19 protein-coding genes are annotated in these 20,117 nt (G+C 69.2%); 18 read left to right on the forward strand and 1 reads right to left on the reverse strand.

Features of this window, described 5'->3' with window-relative positions; translation table 11 throughout:
* Window positions 1-232: 232 nt before the first annotated feature.
* From arc to prcA, 6 genes are all read left to right on the forward strand, one after another.
* On the forward strand, window positions 233-1,999 hold the full coding sequence (arc, locus tag ABZY57_RS03585) for a proteasome ATPase (protein ID WP_356507711.1): 1,767 nt from the start codon (window positions 233-235) through the stop codon (window positions 1,997-1,999).
* 251 nt (window positions 2,000-2,250) lie between these two features.
* On the forward strand, window positions 2,251-3,762 hold the full coding sequence (gene dop / locus ABZY57_RS03590) for a depupylase/deamidase Dop (RefSeq protein ID WP_356507713.1): 1,512 nt from the start codon (window positions 2,251-2,253) through the stop codon (window positions 3,760-3,762).
* A 194-nt stretch (window positions 3,763-3,956) separates the two neighbouring features.
* Window positions 3,957-4,169, forward strand: a complete 213-nt coding sequence (locus ABZY57_RS03595) for a ubiquitin-like protein Pup (RefSeq protein ID WP_030294332.1) — start codon at window positions 3,957-3,959, stop codon at window positions 4,167-4,169.
* A gap of 117 nt (window positions 4,170-4,286) precedes the next feature.
* Complete coding sequence (locus tag ABZY57_RS03600) at window positions 4,287-4,802, forward strand: endonuclease VII domain-containing protein (protein ID WP_356507839.1); 516 nt, start codon at window positions 4,287-4,289, stop codon at window positions 4,800-4,802.
* Complete coding sequence (gene prcB / locus ABZY57_RS03605) at window positions 4,754-5,593, forward strand: proteasome subunit beta (protein ID WP_356507715.1); 840 nt, start codon at window positions 4,754-4,756, stop codon at window positions 5,591-5,593. The genes ABZY57_RS03600 and prcB overlap by 49 nt, the downstream gene beginning before the upstream one ends.
* Before the next feature lie 51 nt (window positions 5,594-5,644).
* Window positions 5,645-6,409 carry a proteasome subunit alpha gene (gene prcA, locus ABZY57_RS03610; RefSeq protein WP_356507717.1) on the forward strand — a complete coding sequence of 255 codons (765 nt, stop codon included), beginning with the start codon at window positions 5,645-5,647 and terminating at the stop codon, window positions 6,407-6,409.
* An 89-nt stretch (window positions 6,410-6,498) separates the two neighbouring features.
* Here prcA and ABZY57_RS03615 read toward each other — a convergent pair whose 3' ends face one another.
* Complete coding sequence (locus ABZY57_RS03615; RefSeq protein ID WP_356507719.1) at window positions 6,499-7,500, reverse strand: LacI family DNA-binding transcriptional regulator; 1,002 nt, start codon at window positions 7,498-7,500, stop codon at window positions 6,499-6,501.
* 143 nt (window positions 7,501-7,643) lie between these two features.
* On the opposite strand from ABZY57_RS03615, the gene ABZY57_RS03620 reads away from it, so the two are divergent.
* The 12 genes from ABZY57_RS03620 (at window position 7,644) to ABZY57_RS03675 (ending at window position 20,064) form a co-directional block, all read left to right on the forward strand.
* Entirely contained in the window at window positions 7,644-8,933 is a 1,290-nt protein-coding gene (locus ABZY57_RS03620; protein ID WP_356507721.1) for an MFS transporter, read from the forward strand.
* A gap of 159 nt (window positions 8,934-9,092) precedes the next feature.
* Complete coding sequence (gene pafA / locus ABZY57_RS03625; protein ID WP_214948088.1) at window positions 9,093-10,454, forward strand: Pup--protein ligase; 1,362 nt, start codon at window positions 9,093-9,095, stop codon at window positions 10,452-10,454.
* Window positions 10,455-10,590: 136 nt separating this feature from the next.
* On the forward strand, window positions 10,591-11,529 hold the full coding sequence (locus tag ABZY57_RS03630) for an FKBP-type peptidyl-prolyl cis-trans isomerase (protein ID WP_356507724.1): 939 nt from the start codon (window positions 10,591-10,593) through the stop codon (window positions 11,527-11,529).
* 48 nt (window positions 11,530-11,577) lie between these two features.
* Window positions 11,578-11,955 (forward strand): FKBP-type peptidyl-prolyl cis-trans isomerase, encoded by a 378-nt coding sequence (locus tag ABZY57_RS03635; RefSeq protein WP_356507726.1) that lies wholly within the window; start codon window positions 11,578-11,580, stop codon window positions 11,953-11,955.
* Window positions 11,956-12,113: 158 nt separating this feature from the next.
* Complete coding sequence (locus ABZY57_RS03640) at window positions 12,114-13,076, forward strand: WYL domain-containing protein (RefSeq protein WP_356507728.1); 963 nt, start codon at window positions 12,114-12,116, stop codon at window positions 13,074-13,076.
* An 83-nt stretch (window positions 13,077-13,159) separates the two neighbouring features.
* Window positions 13,160-14,203, forward strand: coding sequence for a WYL domain-containing protein (locus ABZY57_RS03645; RefSeq protein WP_356507730.1), 1,044 nt, complete (start codon window positions 13,160-13,162; stop codon window positions 14,201-14,203).
* A 23-nt stretch (window positions 14,204-14,226) separates the two neighbouring features.
* Window positions 14,227-14,439, forward strand: coding sequence for a hypothetical protein (locus tag ABZY57_RS03650; protein WP_356507732.1), 213 nt, complete (start codon window positions 14,227-14,229; stop codon window positions 14,437-14,439).
* A 26-nt stretch (window positions 14,440-14,465) separates the two neighbouring features.
* The gene (locus ABZY57_RS03655; RefSeq protein ID WP_356507734.1) at window positions 14,466-14,666 is read left to right on the forward strand and encodes a hypothetical protein; all 201 of its coding nucleotides are present in this window, start codon (window positions 14,466-14,468) and stop codon (window positions 14,664-14,666) included.
* Window positions 14,667-14,836: 170 nt separating this feature from the next.
* Complete coding sequence (gene tatA, locus ABZY57_RS03660; protein WP_356507736.1) at window positions 14,837-15,136, forward strand: Sec-independent protein translocase subunit TatA; 300 nt, start codon at window positions 14,837-14,839, stop codon at window positions 15,134-15,136.
* Window positions 15,137-15,189: 53 nt separating this feature from the next.
* The gene (gene tatC / locus ABZY57_RS03665) at window positions 15,190-16,155 is read left to right on the forward strand and encodes a twin-arginine translocase subunit TatC (protein WP_356507738.1); all 966 of its coding nucleotides are present in this window, start codon (window positions 15,190-15,192) and stop codon (window positions 16,153-16,155) included.
* A 37-nt stretch (window positions 16,156-16,192) separates the two neighbouring features.
* Entirely contained in the window at window positions 16,193-17,131 is a 939-nt protein-coding gene (locus ABZY57_RS03670; RefSeq protein WP_356507740.1) for a diacylglycerol kinase, read from the forward strand.
* 65 nt (window positions 17,132-17,196) lie between these two features.
* Window positions 17,197-20,064, forward strand: a complete 2,868-nt coding sequence (locus ABZY57_RS03675) for a DEAD/DEAH box helicase (RefSeq protein WP_356507742.1) — start codon at window positions 17,197-17,199, stop codon at window positions 20,062-20,064.
* The last annotated feature ends 53 nt before the right edge of the window (window positions 20,065-20,117 follow it).

Consider the following 20,117-nt stretch of genomic DNA (forward strand, 5'->3'; position numbering starts at 1 on the left):
TCCCGGTCACCCCGCGCGGCAAGTCGCACGAGCTCTGACGGGTGTTGAACAGTTCGACCTTACAACCGGCTGCTTTCCGATGTTGATGGGTGGGTATTTCCTTGACGGGAGGGAGTACGCAAGGGTGAAGATCGGACACACCCCTACCGTCTTTGTGATCTAGGGGTTTCAATCACCACCAGCCCAGGTAGGGTCAGAAAGCGTCCAGCTCCCCTTGGAGGAGGTGAGGACCGTGGCAGCCCACGACGACGACATCAACCGCGGCATCCGGCCCGGGCGAGGGTCTGAGGACCCCGCCGGCCAGGTTGCCTATCTCGAGCAGGAAATCGCCGTCCTGCGACGTAAGCTCGCCGACTCTCCGCGACACACGAGGATTCTCGAAGAGCGGATCGTCGAGCTCCAGACAAACCTGGCAGGCGTCTCCGCACAGAACGAGCGGCTGGCGAACACCCTGCGCGAGGCCCGCGACCAGATCGTGGCCCTCAAGGAAGAAGTCGACCGGCTCGCACAGCCGCCGGCCGGCTTCGGAGTCTTCCTGCAGTCGAACGAAGACGGAACCGTCGACATCTTCACCGGCGGCCGAAAGCTCCGAGTGAACGTGAGCCCCAGCGTCGAACCGGAAGACCTCCGGCGCGGCCAGGAGGTCATGCTCAACGAGGCCCTCAACGTGGTCGAGGCCATGGAGTACGAGCGGGCCGGGGACATCGTCACCCTCAAGGAAATCCTCGAGGACGGCGAGCGCGCCCTGGTGGTCGGGCACACCGACGAGGAAAGGGTGGTGAGGCTCGCCGAGCCGCTCCTGGACGTCACCATCCGCCCCGGCGACTCCCTGCTGCTCGAACCCCGCTCCGGCTACGTCTACGAGATCGTCCCCAAGAGCGAGGTCGAAGACCTCGTCCTCGAAGAGGTCCCGGACATCGACTACGACAAGATCGGCGGCCTGGGCGACCAGATCGAACTGATCCGCGACGCCGTCGAGCTCCCCTACCTCTACCCCGACCTCTTCAAGGAACACGAACTGCGGCCCCCCAAGGGCATCCTGCTCTACGGCCCGCCCGGCTGCGGCAAGACGCTCATCGCCAAGGCCGTGGCCAACTCCCTTGCCAAGAAGGTCGCCGAAGTCACCGGCCAGCCCACCGGGAAGTCCTACTTCCTGAACATCAAGGGCCCCGAACTCCTCAACAAGTACGTCGGCGAGACCGAGCGGCACATCCGCCTCGTCTTCCAGCGTGCGAGGGAGAAGGCGAGCGAGGGCACCCCCGTCATCGTCTTCTTCGACGAGATGGAATCCCTCTTCCGCACCCGCGGATCCGGAGTCAGCTCGGACGTGGAGAACACCATCGTCCCCCAGCTGCTCGCCGAGATCGACGGCGTGGAAGGCCTGGAGAACGTCATCGTCATCGGCGCCTCCAACCGCGAGGACATGATCGACCCGGCCATCCTGCGCCCCGGCCGGCTCGACGTGAAGATCAAGATCGAGCGCCCCGGCGCCGAGGCCGCGAAGGACATCTTCGCGAAGTACCTCAAGGCCTCGCTGCCCCTGCACACGGACGACCTGTCCGAGCACCAGGGATCCACCGCCGAAACCGTCCACAGCATGATCCAGACCGTCGTCGAGCAGATGTACGCCGAAACCGAGGAAAACCGCTTCCTCGAGGTCACGTACGCCAACGGCGACAAGGAAGTCCTCTACTTCAAGGACTTCAACTCGGGCGCGATGATCCAGAACATCGTGGACCGTGCGAAGAAGATGGCCATCAAGGCCTTCCTCGAGCACAACCAGAAGGGCCTTCGCGTCGCCCATCTCCTCCAGGCTTGCGTGGACGAGTTCAAGGAGAACGAAGACCTGCCCAACACCACCAACCCCGACGACTGGGCCCGAATCTCCGGAAAGAAGGGCGAGCGGATCGTATTCATCCGAACCCTCGTCACCGGAAAGCAAGGCGCGGACACCGGACGCTCCATCGACACGGTGGCCAACACCGGTCAGTACCTCTGACAAACCCGGCCGGCTGCGGGCGCCCGGCAAGGGCACCCGCAGCCGACTGCTTTACCAACTGCTCTTTTCAGCCGGTGACAGGGCAAAGTCAATGACTGAAATGATCTCCCCACCAGCGCGGAGTGGTTCTAGGCTCTTCCATACCGCAGGTCGCGCAGTGCGGGGACGGGCACCGCACACGACGCACCGGAGCACCAGCGGTACTTGAGCGCCGCTCCCGCACGGGAGCGCCGCCGGGCAAGGAGGGCCGCATGACCGTACGGCGAGTAATGGGGATCGAGACGGAGTACGGGATCTCCGTCCCGGGGCACCCGAACGCCAATGCCATGCTCACGTCGTCCCAGATCGTCAACGCCTACGCGGCGGCGATGCACCGGGCGCGCCGCGCCCGCTGGGACTTCGAGGAAGAGAACCCGCTGCGGGACGCCCGCGGCTTCGACCTCGCCCGCGAGGCCGCCGACAACAGCCAGCTCACCGACGAGGACATCGGCCTCGCCAACGTCATCCTCACCAACGGCGCACGCCTCTACGTGGACCACGCACACCCCGAGTACAGCTCCCCGGAGATCACCAACCCGCTCGACGCCGTCCTCTGGGACAAGGCCGGCGAGCGCATCATGGCCGAGGCGGCGGTCAGGGCCGCCCAGCTGCCCGGGGCCCAGCCGATCCACCTCTACAAGAACAACACCGACAACAAGGGCGCCTCCTACGGCACGCACGAGAACTACCTGATGAAGCGGGAAACCCCCTTCTCGGACATCGTGCGCCACCTCACCCCCTTCTTCGTCTCCCGCCTCGTCTTCACCGGCGCCGGCCGCGTCGGCATCGGCCAGGACGGCCGCGAACACGGCTTCCAGATCAGCCAGCGCGCCGACTACTTCGAAGTCGAGGTCGGCCTGGAGACCACCCTCAAGCGCCCCATCATCAACACCCGGGACGAGCCGCACTCGGACGCCGAGAAGTACCGCCGCCTCCACGTGATCATCGGCGACGCCAACCTCTCCGAGATCTCCACCTATCTCAAGCTCGGCACCACCGCACTCGTCCTGTCCATGATCGAAGACGGATACATCAACGTCGACCTCGCCGTGGACCAGCCCGTACGCACCCTCCACCAGGTCTCCCACGACCCCGACCTGCAGCACCTGATCACGCTGCGCAGCGGGCGGACGCTGACCGCCGTACAGCTCCAGATGGAGTACTACGAGCTGGCCAGGAAGTACGTGGAGGAGCGTTTCGGCTCCGACGCGGACGAGCAGACCAAGGATGTGCTGGCCCGCTGGGAGGACGTACTGGGCCGGCTGGAAACCGACCCGATGAGCCTGTCGGGGGAGCTCGACTGGATCGCCAAGCGGGAGATCCTCGAGGGCTACCGGCGCCGGGACGGCCTCGGGTGGGACGCGGCCCGCCTGCACCTGGTGGACCTCCAGTACGCGGACGTACGGCCCGAGAAGGGGCTGTACAACCGCCTGGTGGCCCGCGGCAAGATGAAGCGGCTCCTGGAGGAGCCGGCGGTGGAGAGGGCGCAGAGCAAGCCGCCGGAGGACACCCGGGCCTACTTCCGGGGGCGGTGCCTGGACCAGTACGCGGACGACGTGGCGGCGGCCTCGTGGGACTCGGTGATCTTCGATCTGCCGGGCCACGACTCCCTCCAGCGGGTCCCGACCCTGGAACCCCTGCGGGGCACCCGTGCCCACGTGAAGGAGCTCCTGGACCGCTGCCGCACGGCGGAGGACCTGGTCCGGGTGCTGTCGGGGCGCTGAGCCTTTCTGCCTCCCGGGGCGGGGGCTGAAAGGCCCCCGGCCCGGGAATCATGAAGACACCCGGACGTTATGAAAGTACCGGGACGGATGTCGGACCCTCCTTGTAGGGTCCGACGTAGAGTCTGATCTTGAGGGATCCCGAATTCGCGGGGTCTTTCGACGTGAGCGTGCGAACCGAGCGGGGTGAGCTAGACATGGCGACCAAGGACACCGGCGGCGGACAGCAGAAGGCGCAGCGCTCGACCGAGGAGGTCGAGGAGGCCGCGGTCGAAGAATCGACCGACCTCAAGGAGCGACAGGAAAAGCTCTCCGACGACGTCGACTCGGTACTCGATGAAATCGATGATGTGCTCGAGGAGAACGCCGAGGACTTCGTGCGGTCCTTCGTTCAGAAGGGTGGAGAGTGATTTCACCTTCGATTCGAAGGTGACACTCTTCGGGGAGGGTGAGTGTCGGAGGTCGGCAAGCGGTGCGCTCGGTGTGAACTGATCAAGCCGCTCGATGATTTCGCTTCTAACCGGGCCATGCGTGACGGCCTGCAGTGCTACTGCAGGCCGTGCGCAGCCGAGTATCACCAGCAGTGGCAGATAGCCAGGGGGAAGAATGTGCGTCCCCGTGTCGAAGCGCCCGTGGGGCACAAATTCTGCCGCCGATGCAAGGAGATCAAGCCGCACTCGGAATGGGACCGGAACAAGACGGCCTCGGACGGATTGCCGACACGTTGTAAGGCGTGCCGAGCAGTCGAAAGCCGGGCGGGGCATCTCAAGCGTTCGTACGGCATGACCGAGGCCGATCGCGACGAGATGATCGCCGCTCAGGGCGGTATCTGCTTGATCTGCAAAAAAAGGGGCCCGGCGGTACATGTGGATCACTGCCACACCACGGGTAGGGTCCGAGGCGTACTTTGCTTCAACTGCAACACGGCCATCGGCAAGTTGGGAGACGATCCCGACGCAGCTCGTAGGGTCGTCTCATATCTGGAAGGAAACCTGTGGAACCCAACACTCGAAGCACAGGGCGTCTGCCGGCAGCCTTCCTGACGCCGGGGTCGTCGTCCTTCATGGACTTCCTCGGGGCTCACCAGCCCGAGATGCTCCCGGGCAACCGGAAGCTGCCCGACGGGGTCATCGAGGCGCCGCACGGGACGACCATCGTGGCCGCCACCTTCCCCGGCGGGGTCGTGCTCGCCGGTGACCGGCGGGCGACCATGGGGAACATGATCGCGCAGCGGGACATCGAGAAGGTGTTCCCGGCGGACGAGTACTCCGCCGTCGGCATCGCCGGCACCGCCGGTCTGGCCGTGGAGATGGTGAAGCTGTTCCAGCTGGAGCTGGAGCACTTCGAGAAGGTGGAGGGGGCGACCCTCAGTCTCGAAGGTAAGGCGAACCGGCTCTCCACCATGATCCGGAGCAATCTGGGCATGGCGATGCAGGGGCTGGCCGTCGTGCCGCTCTTCGCGGGGTACGACGAGGCCAAGGAGAAGGGGCGGATCTTCTCCTACGACGTGACCGGCGGCCGCTCCGAGGAGCACGGCTTCGCCGCGACCGGCTCGGGCTCGATCTTCGCGCGCGGCTCGATGAAGAAGCTGTACCACTCCAAGCTGACGGAGGAGGAGGCCACGACGCTCGTCGTGCAGGCGTTGTACGACGCCGCCGACGACGACTCGGCCACGGGCGGTCCGGACCTCTACCGCCACATCTACCCCATCGTCACCGTCATGACCGACGAGGGATTCCGCAGGCTGTCGGACGAGGAGTCCTCGGAGCTGGCCCGCAAGATCACGAACCGGCGGCTGGAGCAGCCCGACGGTCCGCGCGCCGCTCTGCTCTGACCAGCCCCGCTCTGACCTCCTCGTCGTCCAGAAGAAAGGGACGGAAAGCCGGTGTCGACTCCGTTCTATGTGTCACCCCAGCAGGCCATGGCCGACCGGGCGGAATACGCCCGCAAGGGCATCGCCCGCGGTCGCAGCCTTGTTGTGATCCAGTACGCCGACGGCATCGTGTTCGTCGGTGAGAACCCGTCCCGTGCGCTGCACAAGTTCAGCGAGATCTACGACCGGATCGGCTTCGCGGCCGCCGGCAAGTACAACGAGTACGAGAACCTGCGGATCGGCGGTGTGCGGTACGCGGATCTGCGTGGATACACCTACGACCGTGACGATGTGACGGCCCGTGGGCTGGCGAACGTCTACGCGCAGACGCTCGGCACGATCTTCTCGAGTGCGGGGGAGAAGCCGTACGAGGTGGAGCTGGTGGTGGCGGAGGTCGGTGCGACCGCCGCGGGTGACCAGATCTACCGGCTGCCGCACGACGGGTCGATCGTGGACGAGCACGGCTCGGTCGCGGTCGGTGGCAACGCCGAGCAGATCAGTACCTACCTCGATCAGCGGCACCAGGACGGGATGACCCTGTCCGAGGCGCTGAAGCTGGCGGTGCAGGCGCTGTCGAGCCAGGCGAACGGTACGGACAAGTCGATTCCGGCGGAGCGGCTGGAGGTGGCGGTGCTGGACCGTACGCGGGCCCAGCAGCGCAAGTTCAAGCGGATCCGCGGCCGGCAGCTGGCGCGGCTGCTGGAGGCGGACGTGCCGGCGGCGGCCCAGGCGGATGCCGTGTCGAACGACGAGGCTCCCGAAGAGGAAGCCGAGTAGAGCGGGAAACGAGCGGGTGAGCGCCCCTGGCCTTCGGGTCGGGGGCGCTTTCGCGTGTCCGGGGCCTCGGGTGTCCGGGTCCCGGGGGCTCAGGTGGTCGGTGCCGGGCCCGAGGAGTCGCGGACGACGAGTCGGACCGGGATGTCGGCCGGGGTCCAGGGGGTGCCTTCGAGGACGGCGAGGAGGGCGGTCATGCCCTGTTCGCCGACGCGTTCGGCGGGGAGGTGGACGGTGGTGAGTTCGGGTTCGACGGCGGTGGCGAGGGCGAGGTCGTCGAAGCCGGTGACGGAGAGGTCCTCGGGAATGCGCAGGCCGAGGCGGCGGGCGGCTTTGCAGGCGCCGGCGGCCAGGATGTCGTCGTCGCAGACGACGGCGGTGGGACGGCGGTCCGCGGGGGTGTCCAGGGCGCTCTCCGTGGCCGTACGGGCGGCTTCCACGCTGAGGTGGGCCCGTACGGTGCGCAGCTGCGCGGTGGGCGGCAGGAGGGCGGCCAGGGCGTTGGCGCGGACGTCGAAGGTCCAGGAGTCGATGGCCGAGGCGAGGTGGAGGAAGCGGTGGTGGCCGTGGGTGAGGAGGTGTTCGGCGGTTTGGCGCATGCCGTCGGCGATGGCGAGGTTGACGTGGGCGTGGGCGGTGCCGGCGGTGGGGTCGCTGTCGAGCATGACGAGGGGGAGTTCGTCGCCGCCGAGGGCGTGGAGGGCGTCGGCGGCCATGGAGGAGGCGATGACTCCGTCGAGGGCGGCGCGGGCGGAGGCGAAGGGGTCGCGAGCGGGGCCGGTGCCGTCGGGGGAGGGGTAGAGGACGACGCCGAAGCCGTGTTCGGCGGCGATGCGGGCGGCGCCGGTGTAGACGCGGGCGAAGAATTCGTTGGTGAGGGCGGGGACGACGAGGAGGGCGGTGCGGGTGGAGCCGAGGCGGAGGTTGCGGGCGGCGAGGTTGGGGCGGTAGCCGAGTTCGGTGGCGGTGTGGCGGACGTGGTCGGCGGTGCGCTGGGAGACGCGGCCGTGCCATTTGTCGCCGAGGACGAGGGAGACGGTGGCCTGGGAGACTCCGGCGGCTGCGGCCACGTCGCGGCTGGTGGGTCTCGTCACACGGTGCTCCTGTAGTGCGAGGTCGCGGGGGGTTGGCGGGGTTCGGCGGGTGGACCGCCGGTCTGGGGTCATGGTACGTATGACCGGTCGCGTTATACGTATTACTAAGTCTCCCGGCTGGTTCCGGGCAGGAGGGGGCGGACATGGCCGCGGGTTACGCGGAGCTGCTCAGGACACGGCATGCCGCGAGGCTGTTGGTGGGCACGCTCATAGGCCGGCTGCCGAACGGGACGGGGCCGATCGCGATCGTGCTGTTCACCCGGGCGGAGGGTGGCAGCTACAGCCTGGCGGGGGCGCTGGCCGCCGCGTACGGGGTGTCGAACGCGGTGGGGCAGCCGTTGCTGGGTCGGGCGGTGGACCTGTTCGGGCAGCCGCGGGTGCAGTTGCCCGCGGCGGTGGTGTCGGCGCTGGGCATGGTGTGGCTGGCGTCGGCCGGTACCGGTTCGGTGGTGGTGGCGTACGCGGCGGTGGTGGTCGCCGGGTTGTTCACGCCGCCGCTGGAGGGCGGGCTGCGGGCGCTGTGGCCGAGCGTGCTGGGGGGCAAGGAGGAGCGGGTGCACGCGGCGTACGCGATGGACGCGGTGGCCCAGGAGGTCATGTTCACGGTGGGGCCGCTGCTGGTGACGCTGTGCGTGGCGCTGTGGGATCCGGCGGCGGCGCTGTTGGTGATCAACGGGATCGGGGTGCTGGGGGCGCTGTCGGTCGTGGTGTCCGAGCCTTCGCGTACGTGGCGTTCGGAGCCGCGGGAGGCGCACTGGCTGGGGGCGCTGCGTTCGCGGGGTCTGCTGGCGTTGCTGGGGGCGTTCTTCTTCGTGGGGACGGCGCTGGGGTCGATCACGGTGGCGGGTGTGGCGTACGCGGACGAGCACGGGGGGCAGGCGGTGTACGGCTGGCTGATGGCGGCTCTGGGTCTGGGTGCGCTGTTCGGTGGTGTGCTGTACGGGGCGCGGCAGTGGGCGGGTGCGCCGGAGCGGCGGCTCTGGTTGCTGCTGGCGTTGCTGGCGGTGTGTTATCTGCCGTTGATGCTGGTGCCGGGTGTGGTGGCGATGACGGGGTTCGCGGCACTGGCGGGGGTGTTCCTGGCTCCGGCTCTGGCGTGTGCGTTCATCGTGGTGGACCGGCATGCTCCGGTGGGGACGGTGACGGAGGCGTTCTCGTGGTTGGTGACGTTCTTCGGGGTGGGCGCCGCGATCGGTACGGCGGCGGCGGGTCCTGCGGTGGAGGCGGGGGGTACGGCGGCGGGGTTCGCGGTGGCGAGTGTGGCCGGTGGTGCGGCGTTGCTGGTGTTGACGGTCACTCAGCGGGTGCTGGGGCGTCCGGGTGCGAGTCGTGCGGTGGCCGGTTCGGCGCCGGGGTCGGTGGCGGGGCAGTCGGCGGTGGGCTCGGCGGGGCCGTTGGAGGGCTCTGCGGAGGCCTCTGTGACGGGGTCTTAGATGGGGCACCGGGCGGGGCCGGTGGGTGTGCGGGGCGTGCGTGGTGGCCGGCCGGCGGGTGTGTGGCGGGCGGGTGGTGGGGTGGTCCCTCGGGAAAATGATCGAAACGGCGCCTGCGAACTCGGTTTCAGAACAGAGCAGAAGGCGTAATGTTCAGTCATGGACCGCCGCATTTTCGGGCTGGAGAACGAGTACGGCGTCACGTGCACGTTCAGGGGACAGCGCCGACTGTCTCCTGACGAAGTGGCGCGCTACCTCTTCCGCCGTGTTGTGTCATGGGGCCGCAGTAGCAATGTCTTCCTGCGGAACGGCGCCCGCCTCTACCTCGACGTGGGTTCGCATCCGGAGTATGCAACTCCCGAATGCGACAACCTGATCGAACTGGTCACCCACGACAAGGCCGGCGAGCGCATTCTCGAAGGCCTGCTCGTCGATGCCGAACGCCGCCTGCACGAGGAGGGAATCGCGGGCGACGTCTATCTGTTCAAGAACAACACCGACTCGGCGGGAAACTCGTACGGCTGCCATGAGAACTACCTGGTGGCCCGGCACGGGGAATTCTCCCGGCTGGCGGACATTCTGATCCCGTTCCTCGTCACGCGGCAGCTGATCTGCGGTGCGGGCAAGGTGCTGCAGACGCCCCGGGGCGCGGTCTACTGCGTGAGCCAGCGGGCCGAGCACATCTGGGAGGGTGTCAGTTCGGCCACGACGCGTTCGCGGCCGATCATCAACACGCGGGACGAGCCGCATGCGGACGCGGAGCGTTACCGGCGTCTGCACGTGATCGTGGGCGACTCGAACATGTCCGAGACGACCATGCTGCTGAAGGTCGGGGCGACCGATCTGGTGCTGCGCATGATCGAGGCGGGCACGGTGATGCGGGATCTGACGCTGGAGAACCCGATCCGGGCGATCCGGGAGGTCAGTCACGACATCACGGGTCAGCGCAAGGTGCGGCTGGCGAGTGGCCGGGAGGCTTCGGCGCTGGAGATCCAGCGGGAGTACTACGACAAGGCGGTGGACTTCGCGGAGCGCCGCGGGATCCGTACGGGTGTCGTGGACCAGGTGCTGGAGCTGTGGGGCCGGACGCTGGATGCGATCGAGGCGGAGGACCTGGACCGGATCGGGACCGAGATCGACTGGGTGATGAAGTACCAGCTGATCGAGCGGTACCGGGCGAAGCACAACATGACGATGTCGAATCCGCGGGTGGCTCAGATAGACCTCGCGTATCACGACATCCATCGCCGGCGCGGACTGTACTACCTGCTGGAGCGCAAGGGGCAGGCGGCGCGGATCTGCAACGACCTGAAGATCTTCGAGGGCAAGTCGGTGCCTCCGCAGACGACGAGGGCGCGGTTGCGGGGTGACTTCATCCGCCGTGCGCAGGAGCAGCGGCGGGACTTCACGGTCGACTGGGTGCATCTGAAGCTGAACGACCAGGCGCAGCGCACGGTGCTGTGCAAGGACCCGTTCCGGTCGGTGGACGACCGGGTGGAGAAGCTGATCGCGGGGATGTGAGGGTGGACGGGGCGCCGTGTGGCGTCGTGTGACATCGCACTGATCTTGGCCAGGGCCTCGTACGGATCTCGTACGGGGCCCTGTCCACGCCTTAGAGTGGCGACGACCTATGTGCCGTCTGAGATCTGAGGAACACGTGCGCCGACTTGCCGGCCTGCTTGTCGTACCCCTTCTGCTGCTGTCGACAGCGGCCTGTGGCGACAGCGGCTCCGACTCCGCCGAGATGAAGAACGGGGCGCCCGCGATCACGAAGGGCGCCAAGTTCGGGGAGACCCCCACCCTGTCGCAGGGGAAGGGCAACCCGCCGAAGGAACTGAAGGTGGTGACCATCAGCGAGGGTGACGGCCCGGCGCTGAAGAAGGGCGACATCGCCCAGGTCAACTACCTCGGTCAGGTCTGGGACGGCAAGGAGCCCTTCGACCAGAGCTTCGGCAAGGGCAAGCCGTTCGACGTGACCGTCGGCGCGGGCCAGGTCATCAAGGGCTGGGACCAGGGCCTGGAGGGCAAGAAGGTCGGCAGTCGGCTGGAGCTCGTGATTCCGCCGGACCTCGGGTACGGCGAGCAGGGCTCGGGCGAGAAGATCAAGCCGAACGCCACGCTGGTCTTCGTCGTGGACATCGTCAAGGCCACCTCCATCCCGGTTTCGGCCAAGGGCAAGGAGGTCCCGCAGACGGACGCCGCCCTGCCGAAGGTCGGTACGAACACGGACGGCAAGGAAGTCTCCCTGGCCGTCCCGAAGGACGTCGCGCCGCCGGCGAAGCTCGTGTCGAACTACGTCCTGGAGAGCGACGGCGCCGTCGTGAAGGACACCGACAGCGTCGTCGTCAAGTTCAACGGCAAGACGTGGAAGGACGACAAGACGTTCGAGAGCACGTACGGCACCGACACGACGGTGACGTGGCCGCTCGCGGAGCTTCAGGTCAAGGGCCTGAAGGACGGGATCGTCGGCAAGAAGGCCGGCAGCCGCATCCTGCTGGTCATCCCGGCGGACCAGGGTTTCGGTGACAAGGAGCAGGGGACCATCCCGGCCAATTCGACGCTGGTCTTCAGCCTCGACATCCTCGCCGTGGTGTAAGACTGTCCAGGTTGTCCCCCTGTTCGTAAGTTTTTGAGGAGCAGTTCCGTGAGCGACAAGCTCGAGAAGCCCGAGATCGACTTCCCCGATTTCCCGGTCCCGGCGGACCTCGTGATCGAGGACATCTGGGAGGGCGAGGGCGCCGAGGCCAAGGCCGGTTCCCGGGTCTCCGTCCACTACGTGGGCGTGGCCTACTCGACCGGTGAGGAGTTCGACGCCTCCTGGGGCCGCGGCGCGCCGCTGCAGTTCCAGCTCGGTATCGGCCAGGTCATCTCCGGCTGGGACACGGGCATCCAGGGCATGAAGGTCGGCGGCCGCCGCAAGCTGGTCATCCCGGCCCACCTGGCGTACGGCGACCGTGGCGCCGGCGGTGCCATCAAGCCGGGCGAGACGCTGATCTTCGTGTGCGACCTGATGGCCGCCTGATCGGTCCGCCGTGAAGTGACGCTGTGAAGCGTGCGGGGCCCCTGTCGTGAAGGCGGGGGCCCTCGCTTTTGCCCAGGACCATCGGGGCGGTACGGTCAGCGGTCACGAGGGTGTACCGGGGACACGACTCGAAGGTCTGGAAGGGCGGATGGGCGTCGATGGCGATTGCCAAGGCCGAGCGGCTGATGAATCTGGCGCTGTGTCTGCTGGGGACGCGTCGGCCGCTCAGCAAGCGGGAACTGCGCGGTTCCATCGAGGCCTACATGGAAGCCGGGAACGACGAGTCCTTCAACCGCATGTTCGAGCGGGACAAGGATGATCTGCGGGAGCTCGGGCTGGTCATCGAGACCGTCGAGAACCTGGAGGGCGACACCGGCTACCTGGCCCGCCGGGATTCCAACCGGCTGCCGCCGGTGGCGCTGGACGCCGAGGAGGCCGCGGCCCTGGGGCTCGCCGCCAAGGTCTGGCAGCAGGCCCGGCTCGCCGGGGCGGCCAGTGGCGCCCTGCAGAAGCTGCGCGCCGGCGGCATGCCGGAGGCCTCGGATCCGTACGAGGGCCAGCACAGTGCCATCGAACCGCGGATCCCGGTCCACGAGACGGCCTTCGAGCCGCTGATGCTCGCCTGCCGCGATCGCCGCCCGGTGGTCTTCGACTACCGCAAGTCCACCGCCGCCCGCCCCGAGAGCCGCCAGGTCGAGCCGTGGGCCCTGGAGTGCTGGCGGGGGCACTGGTACCTGGCGGGCTTCGACCGCGACCGCGGGGCCGAGCGCGTGTTCCGGCTCTCCCGGATCACGGGCAAGGTCCGTTCGCGTGCCGCCAAGTACACCGCCGAGGTCCCGGACGTGGTGACGGTACGGGAGACCGTGGCGAGCTGGGCCGGGGAGAGTGCGGAGCGTTCCGCGCTGATCCGGTTGCGCGCGGGGGCGGGCTATCCGCTGCGGGCCAAGGCCACGGCGGTGCGGGAGGGGGCCGGCGGGGCGGGCTGGGACGAGCTGGAGATCCCGTACGGGCACGGGCTGGACGCCTGGCTGGTGGAGTTCGGCCCGGATGTCGTGGTGCTGGAGCCGGCCGATCTGCGGGCCGACGTGGTGGACCGGCTGCGGGCCGTGGCCAAGGGCTGAACCGGGCCGCGCGCAGCCGCGCGCGGGAGCGGGTGGACCGGGCAAGATCAGTGAGCAACGCCCTGAGGGGGAGACGTACCAGCATGGCTGCCAACGCCATCGACCAGACGCGCCGGATGCTGTCCTTGGTGACGTACCTGCGCGAGCGCCCGGGTGCGCACGTCGCGGACGTGGCCCGGGCCTTCGGGATCACCGAGGACGAGCTGATTTCGGACCTCGACGTGCTGCCCATGTGCGGGACCAGCTTCCGGGGCGGTGACCTGCTCGACATCGACACGGACGGGGAGCGCATCTGGTGGCGCAATCCCGATGCCTCGGGGGAGTCCACCGCGGAGCCGCTGCGGCTGGCCGCCGACGAGGCGACGGCGCTGCTGGTGGCGGCGCGCGCCGTGGCCACGCTGCCGGGGCTGCGCGAGGGCGACCGCCAGGCCCTGCTGCGGGCCACCGCCAAGCTGGAGGCGGCCGCGGGGGAGGTGGCGGGGGCCAGTTCCCGGCTCTCGGTGACCTTCGAGTCCGAGGGCGGGGTCTTCGCCGACGTGGACCGGGCCATCGCCGAGCGGCGCCGGCTGTGGCTGCGCTACTACTCGCCGGCGCGCGACGAGCTCACCGAACGCAAGGTCGACCCGATCCGGCTGTTCGCCGTCGGGCACACCTACATGGAGGGGTGGTGTCACCTCTCCGAGGCCCGGCGCACCTTCCGCCTGGACCGGGTGGCCGAGATCAGGCTGTTGGACGAGCGGGCCGATCCGCCCGCCATCGAGCCCCGCGATCTGTCCGAGGGGCTGGTCCAGCCGGCCGCCGAGGACCCGGAGGTCGTGGTCGAGGTCGGTCCCGGCGGGCGCTGGGTGGCCGAGTACTACCCGCACGACAGTGCCGAGGAGCTGCCCGAGGGGGGCCTGCGGATCACCCTGCGCACCCCTGACCCGGGCTCGCTGCGGCGCCTGGCGCTGCGGCTGGGCCGCGAGGGGCGGATCGTGGCCCCGGTGGAGCTGGCGGAAAGCGCCCGCCGGGCGGCCCGGGAGGCGCTCGCCGGGTACGAGGACCAGGCCGTGGAGGACACGGCGGTCGCGGGCGGGACCGTCGGGGGCGGGGCGGTCGAGAGCGGCACGGTCGGGGAACAGGGCTGAGGGGCCGAGGGGGGATCCGCGCGATGTCCGTCGCGTTCAAGGCGTCCTGTCCCGACTGCCGGGCCCGCTTCGAGCTGGACGCGGGAGCGCTGCGCCTGGCCATCGGCGGCAGCCGGCGTACGACCTTCTATTCCTTCACCTGTCCCGAGTGCGGAGCTCCGGTGCGCAAACCGGCCGGTGAGCGCATCGTGGAACTGCTGACCGGTGGCGGCGTGAGCACCCTGCGCAGCGTCTGAGCCGGGCGGTGGCCTAGGCTCGTCCCATGCTGTGGCCGATGTTCGCAATCGCTCTGGGTTTCCTCGGGCTCGCCGTCCTCGCCGTCCTCGCCGTGCGGGTCTTCGTCGAGGTGCGCCGGCTTTCCGTCCAGGTCGCGGACGCCGGGCGCCGGATCGCGGAGGCCTCCGCGGACCTGGAGCAGGCCGCGACGGGCCTGGCCAGGGCCGGGCGCTCCGTGCGGCCATAGCCATCGTCGGGCAACCGTCGTACTGTCTGACCACGCATGCGGTGATGCCCCAGGGGATTGCCTGGCGTTAACCCCCGGGGGTTACGATCCATGTCAGAACGGCTTACCGATCTCGGTCGGGGCCGTGTTGACTACCACAACCAGCCGTTTCGGTGAGAAGGAAGACACACATGATCGGCAACCTGAAGCCCCTCGAAATCCTCCTGATCGTCGCCGTGATCTTCCTGCTGTTCGGTGCCAAGAAGCTTCCCGACATGGCCCGCTCGCTCGGCAAGTCCGCCCGCATCCTCAAGAGCGAGGCGAAGGCGATGAAGAAGGAGGGGGAGGCGGAGGACGCCGCCACCGCCGCTTCCGTCGCCGACCCGGCGCCCCAGCAGCAGACCCCGGCTCCGCGCACGATCCAGGCCTCGCCCGGTGACGTCACCAGCGCGCGCCCCGTGAACGAGCCCAACCACACCACGCAGGGCTGACACCGGCCGGTCGCGGTCGCACCAGTCATCTGCAACGAGACAAGGGACGTGGGTTGCTCAAGTCTGCCCGCAAGCAGGAGAAGCAGGACCGGAAGGCAAAGGACGCCGAAGGGCGGATGCCTCTTGTCGAGCACCTGCGTGAGCTGAGGGACCGGCTGCTGAAGGCGGTCCTCGCGGTCCTCGTGATCACCATCGTGGCCGCGTTCTTCTACAAGGACCTCATCGACTTCATGATGAAGCCGATTCTCGACTCGGTCGGCTGTAGGAACGGCGTGGTCGAGCAGCGCAACGGGAACCCCTGCGCCGACATGACGGTCAACGGTCTCATCGCGCCGTTCTCCATCGCCCTGAAGGTCTCGCTCACCGCCGGTGTGGTGCTCTCGGCGCCGGTGTGGCTGTACCAGCTGTGGGCCTTCGTGGCCCCGGGTCTGCACAATCACGAGCGGAAGTACGCCGTCGGGTTCGTGGCGATCGGTGCGCCGCTGTTCGGCGCCGGCGCGGTCCTCGCGTACAAGGTCCTGCCGCAGACCGCGGTGATCCTGCTGGAGTTCACCCCCGAGAACGCGCGCAACCTGCTGCCGGTCGACGACTACCTCGACCTGATCACGCGCATGGTCATCGTCTTCGGCCTGGCCTTCGAGCTGCCGCTGCTGCTGATCCTGCTCAACGTCACCGGGGTGCTGACCGCGAAGCGGCTCGCGAGCTGGTGGCGGGCGATGGTGCTGGGCATCACCGTCTTCGCCGCGTTCGCGACGCCCACCGGTGACCCGCTGACGATGCTGGCGCTGGCCGCGCCGATCGTCACCCTGTACTTCGTCGCGCTCCTCGTCTGCTGGATCAACGACCGCAGGCGGGCACGGAGCAACCCCGACGCGGGCCTGGACGACGACGAGGCCTCCGAGCTGGACCTGACGCCGGCGGAGCTCGGCGCGATCGAGTCCGTGCCGGCCCCGAGCGCCCTGCCCGAGCAGGCCGACGGCGGCCGCCAGCGGATCAACGGCTACGACGACGCCACCTGATCGACGCGGGCCCGCCCTGGCAGGTACATTCCCGCGGGTGAGCGCCGAGATCACCCTCTTCGTCAATCCCACCGCCGGAAGCGGCCGGGCCGCGCACGCCGCGCAGCCGGCCGCTTCCGCGCTTCGCGACGCCGGTTTCTCGGTGCGGACCGTCGTCGGCGGCGATGCCCCGGACGCCCTGGCGCGGCTGCGCGCCGCGGTGCGGGAGGGCACCGGGGCGGTGATCGCGGTCGGCGGTGACGGGATGGTCTCCCTCGCGCTGCAGGCGCTGGCGGGCAGCCTGGTGCCGCTCGGGGTGGTCGCGGTGGGCACCGGGAACGACTTCGCGCGCGCGATGGGACTGCCCGTACGGGAACCCGCGCGGGCGGGCCGGCTGGCCGCCGAGGCGCTCAAGGAGGGCCGGGTCCGCGAGATCGACCTCGGCCGGGTCCGCGGGGCGGGCGGGCCGGACCGGGCGGCCGGCGGGGCCGGTGCGGCCGACGGGGACACCTGGTACGGAACCGTGCTGTGCTCCGGTTTCGACTCGCGGGTCAACGACCGGGGCAACCGGATGCGGCTGCCGGCCGGCCGGTTCAAGTACGACCTGGCGATGGCCATGGAACTGGCCGCCTTCCGGCCGTTCCCGTACCGGATCACCCTGGACGGCGGCCCGGTCATCGAGACCGAGGCCACGCTGGTGGCCGTCGGCAACGGCTCCTCCTACGGCGGCGGCATGCGCATCTGCGCGGACGCCGTCCCCGACGACGGGCTGTTCGACGTCACGGTCGTCGGCGACTGCAGCCGGGCCACCCTGCTGAAGGTCTTCCCGCGGGTCTACAAGGGCACCCACCTCGACCATCCGAAGGTCACCGTCCACCGGGCTGCGAAGGTGACGCTGGAGGCGGCCGGCATCACGGCCTACGCGGACGGCGAGCCGCTGGGGCCGCTCCCGGTGAGCGCGCGGTGCGTCCCGGCGGCCCTGCGGCTCCTGGCGTAGGACGTCCGGGCCCGCACAAAAGATCGCGACTGTTGTCAGAGGCGGCGGGTAGGCTCGACAACAAGATGACCGAAGAACTTTCTCCCGCCGAGCGGTACGCCGCTGCCCGGATCCGCGCCGCCGAAGAGGCCACGGCACTGGCGCCCTTCCGCGAGATGTACGAATTCGACCTGGATCCCTACCAGATCGAGGCCTGCAAGGCACTGGAAGCGGGCAAGGGCGTCCTCGTGGCCGCCCCGACCGGCTCGGGCAAGACGATCGTCGGCGAGTTCGCCGTGCACCTGGCCCTCCAGCAGGGCCGCAAGTGCTTCTACACCACGCCCATCAAGGCCCTGTCGAACCAGAAGTACGCCGACCTCGCCAAGCGCCACGGCGCCGACAAGGTAGGCCTGCTCACCGGCGACAACAGCGTCAACTCCGAGGCGCCGATCGTGGTCATGACCACCGAGGTGCTCCGCAACATGCTGTATGCGGGCTCGCAGGCGCTCCTGGGCCTCGGCTACGTGGTGATGGACGAGGTGCACTACCTCTCCGACCGGTTCCGCGGAGCCGTCTGGGAGGAAGTGATCATTCACCTCCCCGAGTCGGTGACCCTGGTCTCGCTCTCGGCGACCGTCTCCAACGCCGAGGAGTTCGGCGACTGGCTCGACACCGTGCGCGGCGACACCGAGGTGATCGTCTCCGAGGAGCGGCCCGTACCGCTGTGGCAGCACGTCATGGCCGGCCGGCGGATCTACGACCTCTTCGAGGAGGGGTCCGACCACGGCGGCCGCGGCTCCGCGCGCCGCGAGGTCAACCCCGACCTGCTGCGGATGGCGCGCGAGGAGAACAGCAGCCGGTACAATCCGAAGGACCGGCGGCGCGGAAAGATGGTCCGCGAGGCCGACCGCGAGCGCGAGCGGCGCTCCCGCGGCCGGATCTGGACCCCCTCGCGCCCCGAGGTCATCGCCCGGCTGGACGGCGACGGGCTGCTGCCCGCCATCAACTTCATCTTCAGCAGGGCCGGCTGCGAAGCCGCGGTCCAGCAGTGCCTGTACGCGGGGCTGCGGCTCAACGACGACACCGCACGCCTGAAGGTGCGCGAGATCGTGGAGGAGCGGACCGCCTCCATCCCCACCGAGGACCTGCACGTCCTGGGGTACTACGAATGGCTCGAAGGCCTGGAGCGGGGCATCGCCGCGCACCACGCGGGCATGCTGCCGACCTTCAAGGAGGTCGTGGAGGAGCTGTTCGTACGGGGTCTGGTGAAGGCGGTCTTCGCCACCGAGACCCTGGCGCTGGGCATCAACATGCCGGCGCGCACGGTCATCCTGGAGAAGCTCGTCAAGTGGAACGGCGAACAGCACGCCGACATCACCCCCGGCGAGTACACGCAGCTCACGGGGCGGGCCGGGCGGCGCGGCATCGACGTCGAGGGCCATGCGGTGGTGCTGTGGCAGCGGGGCATGGACCCGGCGGGCCTGGCCGGGCTCGCGGGTACCCGTACGTATCCGCTGCGCTCCAGCTTCAAGCCCTCGTACAACATGGCCGTCAACCTGGTCCAGCAGTTCGGGCGGCACCGCTCGCGCGAGCTGCTGGAGACCTCCTTCGCGCAGTTCCAGGCCGACCGCTCGGTCGTCGGGATCTCCCGGCAGGTGCAGCGCAACGAGGAGGGCCTGGACGGCTACCGGGAGGGCATGACCTGCCACCTCGGTGATTTCGAGGAGTACGCGCGGCTGCGCCGCGACCTCAAGGACCGCGAGAACGACCTGGCCAAGCAGGGCGCGGCCCAGCGCCGGGCGCAGGCGGCCGCGTCGCTGGAGAAGCTCAAGCCGGGCGACATCATCCACGTGCCGACGGGCAAGTTCGCAGGTCTTGCCCTGGTGCTGGACCCGGGGGTTCCGGCCGGGCGGTCCAACGGGCACCGCGGGCAGGAGTACACCGAGGGCCCGCGCCCGCTGGTGCTCACCGTGGAGCGGCAGGTCAAGCGGCTCGCCGGGATCGACTTCCCGGTCCCCGTCGAGGCCATCGAGCGGATGCGGATCCCCAAGACGTTCAACGCCCGTTCCCCGCAGTCCCGTCGGGACCTCGCGTCCCAGCTGCGGACCAAGGCCGGGCACATCACCGTGGAGCGCCGCGCGCGCGGGCGGGCGGCCGCGGCCGACGACCGGGAGATCACGCGGCTGCGCACCGCACTGCGGGCGCACCCGTGCCACGGCTGCGACGAGCGCGAGGACCACGCCCGTTGGGCGGAGCGCTACCACCGGCTCCAGCGGGACACGCGGCAGCTGGAGCAGCGCATCGAGGGCCGGACGAACACCATCGCCCGCACCTTCGACCGGATCCACGCGCTGCTGACGGATCTGGACTACCTGCGCGAGGACGAGGTGACCCCGCACGGGCGCCGGCTCGCCCGGCTCTACGGCGAGCTCGACCTGCTGGCGTCGGAGTGCCTGCGGGCCGGCGTCTGGGAGGGGCTGAGCCCGGCCGAACTGGCCGCCTGCGTCTCGGCGCTGGTCTTCGAGGCCCGGCAGTCCGACGACGCGGTCGCGCCGAAGGTGCCGGGCGGCGCGGCGAAGGCCGCGCTCGGCGAGATGGTCCACATCTGGGGCCGGCTCGACGCGCTGGAGGAAGACCACGGCATCAACCAGGCGGAGGGCGTGGGCCAGCGCGAGCCGGACCTCGGCTTCGCGTGGGCGGTGTACCAGTGGGCCTCCGACAAGAGCCTGGACGAGGTGCTGCGCGAGGCGGAGATGCCGGCCGGTGACTTCGTGCGCTGGTGCAAGCAGGTCATCGACGTGCTGGGGCAGGTGGCCGCCGCGGCGCCCTCCGCCGCCGCTGTTCCGCCGACGGGATCGCCCTCCTCCGCGGGAGGCAGCACGGTGGCCCGCAACGCCCGCAAGGCGGTGGACGCGCTGCTGCGCGGTGTGGTGGCCTACAGCTCGGTGGGATAGCCGGACTTGGAGATTCCTCCAGAAGTGGTCATGGCCGGATCTCATCTCTTGCC

It is taken from the genome of Streptomyces sp. NPDC006450 (assembly GCF_040612195.1).
Taxonomy (GTDB): Bacteria; Actinomycetota; Actinomycetes; order Streptomycetales; family Streptomycetaceae; genus Streptomyces.